12 protein-coding genes and 1 pseudogene are annotated in these 5565 nt (G+C 45.2%); 11 read left to right on the plus strand and 2 right to left on the minus strand.

Going from position 1 to position 5565, the window contains the following annotated elements; genetic code table 11:
* Together G474_RS22970 and G474_RS22975 are read left to right on the plus strand one after the other, a co-directional pair.
* Positions 1–290, plus strand: a 290-nt coding sequence (locus G474_RS22970; protein ID WP_169729544.1) for an RHS repeat-associated core domain-containing protein, incomplete at its 5' end; no start/stop codon positions are given.
* Positions 291–496: 206 nt separating this feature from the next.
* Positions 497–766, plus strand: a complete 270-nt coding sequence (locus tag G474_RS22975; protein WP_211228145.1) for a hypothetical protein — start codon at positions 497–499, stop codon at positions 764–766.
* A 107-nt stretch (positions 767–873) separates the two neighbouring features.
* On the opposite strand, the pseudogene G474_RS23605 reads toward G474_RS22975, so the two are convergent.
* Positions 874–1030: pseudogene (locus G474_RS23605) on the minus strand (IS256 family transposase); the annotation flags it as partial.
* A gap of 9 nt (positions 1031–1039) precedes the next feature.
* On the opposite strand from G474_RS23605, the gene G474_RS24600 reads away from it, so the two are divergent.
* From G474_RS24600 to G474_RS23805, 9 genes are all read left to right on the plus strand, one after another.
* Positions 1040–1219 (plus strand): GH-E family nuclease, encoded by a 180-nt coding sequence (locus tag G474_RS24600; protein WP_425386887.1) that lies wholly within the window; start codon positions 1040–1042, stop codon positions 1217–1219.
* Complete coding sequence (locus tag G474_RS21475; protein WP_051282412.1) at positions 1204–1680, plus strand: ankyrin repeat domain-containing protein; 477 nt, start codon at positions 1204–1206, stop codon at positions 1678–1680. Before G474_RS24600 ends, G474_RS21475 begins: the two co-directional genes overlap by 16 nt.
* Entirely contained in the window at positions 1681–1839 is a 159-nt protein-coding gene (locus G474_RS24315) for a hypothetical protein (protein ID WP_245589397.1), read from the plus strand. It begins immediately after the preceding gene.
* A 53-nt stretch (positions 1840–1892) separates the two neighbouring features.
* Positions 1893–2150 (plus strand): hypothetical protein, encoded by a 258-nt coding sequence (locus G474_RS24605; RefSeq protein ID WP_425386888.1) that lies wholly within the window; start codon positions 1893–1895, stop codon positions 2148–2150.
* Positions 2131–2511: a hypothetical protein gene (locus G474_RS23615; RefSeq protein WP_043465151.1), complete on the plus strand. Its 381-nt coding sequence runs from the start codon at positions 2131–2133 to the stop codon at positions 2509–2511. The genes G474_RS24605 and G474_RS23615 overlap by 20 nt, the downstream gene beginning before the upstream one ends.
* 153 nt (positions 2512–2664) lie before the next feature.
* Entirely contained in the window at positions 2665–3003 is a 339-nt protein-coding gene (locus G474_RS23620) for a hypothetical protein (protein WP_156919327.1), read from the plus strand.
* Between the two features lie 135 nt (positions 3004–3138).
* Positions 3139–3561, plus strand: coding sequence for a hypothetical protein (locus tag G474_RS23625; protein ID WP_156919328.1), 423 nt, complete (start codon positions 3139–3141; stop codon positions 3559–3561).
* Positions 3562–3695: 134 nt separating this feature from the next.
* Positions 3696–4238 carry a hypothetical protein gene (locus G474_RS23630; RefSeq protein WP_156919329.1) on the plus strand — a complete coding sequence of 181 codons (543 nt, stop codon included), beginning with the start codon at positions 3696–3698 and terminating at the stop codon, positions 4236–4238.
* 165 nt (positions 4239–4403) lie between these two features.
* Positions 4404–4673, plus strand: a complete 270-nt coding sequence (locus tag G474_RS23805; protein WP_084513842.1) for a DUF7710 domain-containing protein — start codon at positions 4404–4406, stop codon at positions 4671–4673.
* Positions 4674–4935: 262 nt separating this feature from the next.
* On the opposite strand, the gene G474_RS23635 is transcribed toward G474_RS23805, so the two are convergent.
* A complete protein-coding gene (locus G474_RS23635; RefSeq protein ID WP_156919330.1) occupies positions 4936–5253 on the minus strand; it encodes a hypothetical protein in 318 nt (105 codons plus the stop codon).
* Positions 5254–5565: the final 312 nt, after the last annotated feature.

The following is a 5565-nucleotide window of genomic DNA, read 5'->3' on the forward strand; positions in this document are numbered from 1 at the left end:
ATGAGGAAACGGGGCTGTATTACAACCGGCATCGGTATTACGATCCGGACACGGCCCGATATCTCACCCAGGACCCGATTGGATTGTTGGGGGGGAATAACCTCTATGCCTACACTCCGAATTCGACGGGGTGGGTGGATTCTCTTGGGTTGAATAAGCGTTTATTCCGAGCAATGAAAAGCGACCAACAAGGTGGTCCGACAATTGAAGCGACAGCGAGGGGGCTCGGAGCACGTCCAACTGTTGATATACCAATAGATCAGAACGGGATGGTCCATCCTCATTCTTGAGGTGTATCTGTTTCCCCGGATACACCAAATAATCTTCCTGCCTTTAGAAAGCCATCCTCGTTAGGTGGAACAGGAAAAGACAGCGTGTTTTTAATTGATGAGGATGAGTTGGGTCCAGATCTAGTTTATGTTCAGGATTGCCCCGTTCACGGCACTTTGCAACCAAGTAGAAGCATGCCTTTTAGTGACTACCAGAGGGGTACTTGGTGCAACAAAAAACAAAAGGAAAAAATATAATGGAAATTATTTGCTCTGTTGATTGTGAATTGCGGGCTGCGATATATAAAAAAGCAGATTTGCTGGCTATTCGTGATATATTGGAAAGTTATAAAAGGCATGGAGTTAAATCGTCAGAGGTGATTTCGCTTTTGGGGGAATTTAGACTTGATTTGGTGGGTGAAGCGTTAGAAGATAAGATTTTGGAGGTAATGGATATTGTTTCCGGGTTTTGTTCCCCGCACATGAAAGTCTGGTGATGTGGTAACTCATCATAATTTATAAAGTCAGCCATAAGGCGCCATGAAGTCAGTGTATTTATTAAGGAGCCCACCAAAATGCGGTCCGAGTTCCATCCATACAATTGAGGGTAACCCAGGTGATGGCTGAGCTCGGCGCCCAGAATGCGTTCGATCAGTGCCTTCTTGAACGCCATCGAGGCGGATCGGGTCTCTGACCATCTGATCAATGAGTTCTTTCGGAATGCTAGGCAGCGCCTGCACCTGTTTCTTCTTGCTTGGCATACATGCTCCTTGGCGACATGTTATGCCTCTCACACAAAATTTCGGGCAGGCTCGACGCAGGCAGAGTTCAATGAACATATGAACAACCCTGACTTCTACCAAATTGAAGCCCCCAAGACAAACTGTCTCACGAATTTGAAGATCACTCCCCTTTTGTTTCGGGAAAATAGACTATGGATAACCAACTAGACACTCAACTGCGTCATTCCATCGAAATCGATGACTTCGATAGCGGACTGGCTGCTATCGAAGGCGGCTGCAATCCAAACATCGCCGACAGATCCGGCAATACGTTAATGGCGCGTGCGGCATTTTGTGGAAACGTTGAAGTGGCCAGAAAGCTGAGATCAATAGGAGCGGACTTAAATAGCACTGACCGCCTGGGGCTGTCGCCACTTCACCTTGCAGTGCAAGAGCGGCGCATTGAGGTGATTCGAATTCTTCTCGATAGCGGGGCACTAGTGGACCCACAGGACAGGCATGGTAACACTCCCCTGTCCAGGGCGGTCTTCCAGTTTAAGAACGATGACACTAGCAAAGCCATTATTGATTTGTTGATCAAATCGGGCGCTGATCTCGACAAGAGCAACAAACATGGGAGCACCCCGAGGAAGCTGGCGGAGATCATGGAAAATGGACCACTCCTTTGAGTGATCGCCAGTACCGATGCCGCCGACCGGCTCACCCGGCTCACCCGGCTCACCCGGCTCACCCGGCTCACCCGGCTCACCCGGCTCACCCGGCGCACCCGGCGCACCGACCCCTGGGCCATGTCAGCCGCTATGCCTACAACGGCGAAGGCCAGCTGATCCGGCAGATCGATCCCCCGGGGCACAGCCTGGGTTACCGCTACGACGCGGCGATGCGCCTGATCGCCCTGGGGAACCAGAACGGCGAACAAAGCGACTTTGTATACGACGCCCAGGACAACCTGGTGCGGGATGGAGACGACGCTCGAGCGCTATGTAAAAACCTACAACCAGCAGATTCCGCAGCGCGCACTCGAGCATCGTTCTCCCGTCATGCGCTGAAGGAATGGCAGAACAAAAAACCTGAATTGTTCAAAAAACGTGTTTATAACCAGGCGGGACTGAACAGGTATGCCCATGATTGTATTTAATTTTGGCCCGCTGAGCAAAAACGAGCTGGCCCTTTCTTTTGATAACGAAGGAGCATTTTATCTAATTCAGAGTTTATCTGGCCTTGGTGGCAAAAGGGATGAGGAAACCATGGCCTGCCTACACCTTGATAAACAAGAAAAGTGGGCTGGCTTCTTCACGGTTTATATAAGCGATTTTGACACTGTTAACATTGATGGCCATCACTTGAAAATTGGACTAGATGAGGGCTCGTTGGAGTATCTTGTGTTTAAGCTGGAGAAATTTTTGTCTGATGGTGACTTCTCACCCTCAGAATTCATTGCTCTTTCCCGACCTGGGCGCAAATATGATATTCAGGTGTACTTGAGAAGAATTGCTTAGAAAAGTGTGGCGGCTATTTTAGGGGCCATTGCTTGCAATGGTGCGATAATTCCGGTATTGTCGATTAATTGAAATTATAAGTACATGAGGAATAGAAAAAAAATACGGCTTCAGAAGTTGCTCAGAACAAATCGAGAAAATCGGTTTGAAGAAATGTGGAATGCTTCTGGTGGTGATTATTCAAGAGTTCGAGAAATTGCTGAGTTTATTCTTGGCTATGGCGCGCAACATAAGACGCTTTTGCCATTGCCAAGTGCAGAGTTGGTGGACTTGATTAAGTCGCTTAGTAAAGAGTTTTATTTGGGAGTGGAGAGCCAACGCCTTGGTTATGGGAAGAGTTTTCTAGAAAAATATTTGGTTTGCCGCGGGCACGATTTGGTATCGTTTTATGACTGGTGTAAAGAGAGTGGGATCAAGTCGGATGGGGAATTTTTGGGTATATTGTTAGACGTATTTGGCGTGCTGAAAGATCGGCACTGTATTACTAAATAAGTTTAGGCCTAAGCTGGCAAAATTAGGGGCGCGCAAACCAAATGGTCTCCGTGATTTCCGGGGCGATTCAGTTCTGGGAAGTGAGGGTGAGTTCAATCAAGCCATGAATGGAATGCCAAAGCTGTGAGAGTAAAAATGGAAAATCAATTTGATTTCTTCGCTCCGATGCGTCCCAGAATTCTTGATAAATCGATTTCGGAAGATATAGACAAAGCGCTTTGTCAGCTGAAATGGAATTCGGTTGGTACTAGAATAGACTGGAGTGCTCAGTCTCGTCATAGGTTCATAAAATTTGGGTCGGGAGTGGAGCTTGGCGAACTGAGGGAACCTGAGCTTTCTGAATTTAATGTTTTTAGAAGTGAAGATATTGTCGTGATATTTTCTGCTGATGAAAGCGCCTTTTTGATAAAAAAAGAAGCGCTTTTAAAAAACTGGGAATTGTTGGATTTCTTTGTTGCAACGAGATTTTTCTTGATTCCATATCAAGATGTTGTTGATATGAAAATTTGTAATTTTATCGAATGTGATCCAATTAACTTCATGGCTGGCCACATTTAGTGCCGAATGTGTGGGCTTCATGATTAGGAAGGAAGTCAGGTTGAAATAGAATGCGAAAGTTTTATGGGCTAAATGACGAATTCAATCCGTTTTGATGGATTTTTTGCGCTTTTTTATGCTACGGGTGATTGCACATGAGCTACTCAATTCAAGATGTTATGGCCATGGTCGATGATCCCATGCAACGGACTTGGATAGATCCTTCATCTGTTACCGGGTTTGATGTAGCTGCAGTTTTTAGAATAAATGAAGAAAGGTACTTCACGTCGGACGGTTGCGCTGATGAAGAAAGTGAAACCGAAGATGAAATAATTCAGGATTATCTGATGAACTGCATTCTGTCGTTGGAGCAATCCGGAAATCCAGTAAATGCAGTCACAATTTTGAACGCGGCGATATTTCTGATCGAAAAGCTTGGTTGTCGACAGGTCGCACATATATGGCCATTTGTGAGGAAATACTTTGATGCACAGACCTTCTCCTTAGCCTACAGCAAAATTAGAAATATTTATGAAGGCTCCGATTCGGACTTTGTTCGCTTACTGTTGGCAGATTTCACGCTGGATTTATTTCCCAGCGATGATCCACAGCAATTCTGTATGGATGTTGAAAAACAAGAGTTCCTTTTGAAGCTACAGAAATTCAGAAAATTAATTCTATTGAGTCGAGTGACATAGCTTCGCGCATGTTGCGTTTTTAGCATAGCTAATGGCATGCGTGCACTGAATGTGCAAAATTTATTTATGATTTGTGGCTATCGCTTTCCAAGGTGACGGATGCCCAAGATCCGTTTATAAAAATTCAGTGCATCCTCGTAATTAACGATTTTCTCGAGAGGTACTATGAAGGACGTCTGGGTCTTCAATGGGGTAGGAGGGAAGTTTCCTTCTGCGATATTCGACGAGCAAGCCGACGCAGAGAAATGGATAAAGAAAAATTCTTTGACTGGAGTTTTAACTAGATACCCTGTTGGCGTGTCAGTCTATGATTGGGCAATAGAAAATAACCATTTTTTTGTAGGACATGCAGGGCAAAAGTCATCTGATTTCATACAAAAATTTTCTTCAGCGGCCCAGGAGCACATCCACTTCGAGAATGGTAGCTCTGATTAGAATAGAGAGAATGAATAGTCTGGGGTTTCAAAAATACTCCGGCTGGAGAACGAAGTCTTGACTGAATGCTGCTGAGAACTTCATGAATTAAAAATGGCTTTTAAGGCGGGACTCCGACCGGTTGTATAGTTTTGCGCGTCTTCCGTCTAAATAATGCCTGCGTACCCCAGTTTGATATTTTGAGCCTCAAAATGCACTTTTCGGAAAGTCGCACACGTAGCCATGCGGGAGGAGCAAATGAAAATGGCTTCTCCCCGATATGTTAATCAGAAGTTGGCCTGTTCTCTCTTTGGTTTTCCCAAGTTGCTATCGTTCTGACACCTTCGATTGTAACCACGTACAAGGTGATATCTTTTATGTCTTTAAAATGGCGATATGTTTTTGTTTCTGTTTGGCCATTTATTCTCTCATTAAGTACGGCCTGGATCTCTAACGCAAGGTCTAATTGTCCTTTTGAATAACCGGTAGCGAATCCCGTTCGACTACCTCTGGCATCCCCTGCAAGGTATGAAACAGTGCTCGCGACAACCACTAGAGCACAAAATAGCAATACTCTAAATTTACCTATTTTATCGGGCATGCGTATCTCTATATATCCTATTCAGGGAATCCGATCAAAAATGCATAAGTCATGGACAGCAAGAATGTGGCTAGTAATAGCCAACCAGCATACGAGGCCATTTTGTTGAGAATGGTTTGAAGCGCGAAAAAATGCTTCCAAGTCCTACTTCGCAAGATACGACCAAGCACTGCCAGCAATACGACACAAGAAAATACAAGCCAAAACCACTCTCTTGGGTCATTCTTAGTTCCCCGCACCACGACCACATTTTCCCGGGCCGCCGGAGAAAAAATTGGTTAAACCGATAGCGTCCGTATATGCCTTCTCTTC

The organism is Azovibrio restrictus DSM 23866 (assembly GCF_000429665.1).
Classification (GTDB): domain Bacteria; phylum Pseudomonadota; class Gammaproteobacteria; order Burkholderiales; family Rhodocyclaceae; genus Azovibrio; species Azovibrio restrictus.

Excerpts from the sequence above, each read along its gene's own strand:
- G474_RS21475 (WP_051282412.1), top strand. The coding sequence starts at position 1,204 with ATGGATAACCAACTAGACACTCAACTGCGTCATTCCATCGAAATCGAT.
- G474_RS24605 (WP_425386888.1), top strand. The coding sequence starts at position 1,893 with ATGCGCCTGATCGCCCTGGGGAACCAGAACGGCGAACAAAGCGACTTT.
- G474_RS23615 (WP_043465151.1), top strand. The coding sequence starts at position 2,131 with ATGCCCATGATTGTATTTAATTTTGGCCCGCTGAGCAAAAACGAGCTG.
- G474_RS23620 (WP_156919327.1), top strand. The coding sequence starts at position 2,665 with ATGTGGAATGCTTCTGGTGGTGATTATTCAAGAGTTCGAGAAATTGCT.
- G474_RS23625 (WP_156919328.1), top strand. The coding sequence starts at position 3,139 with ATGGAAAATCAATTTGATTTCTTCGCTCCGATGCGTCCCAGAATTCTT.
- G474_RS23630 (WP_156919329.1), top strand. The coding sequence starts at position 3,696 with ATGAGCTACTCAATTCAAGATGTTATGGCCATGGTCGATGATCCCATG.
- G474_RS23805 (WP_084513842.1), top strand. The coding sequence starts at position 4,404 with ATGAAGGACGTCTGGGTCTTCAATGGGGTAGGAGGGAAGTTTCCTTCT.
- G474_RS23635 (WP_156919330.1), bottom strand. The coding sequence starts at position 5,253 with ATGCCCGATAAAATAGGTAAATTTAGAGTATTGCTATTTTGTGCTCTA.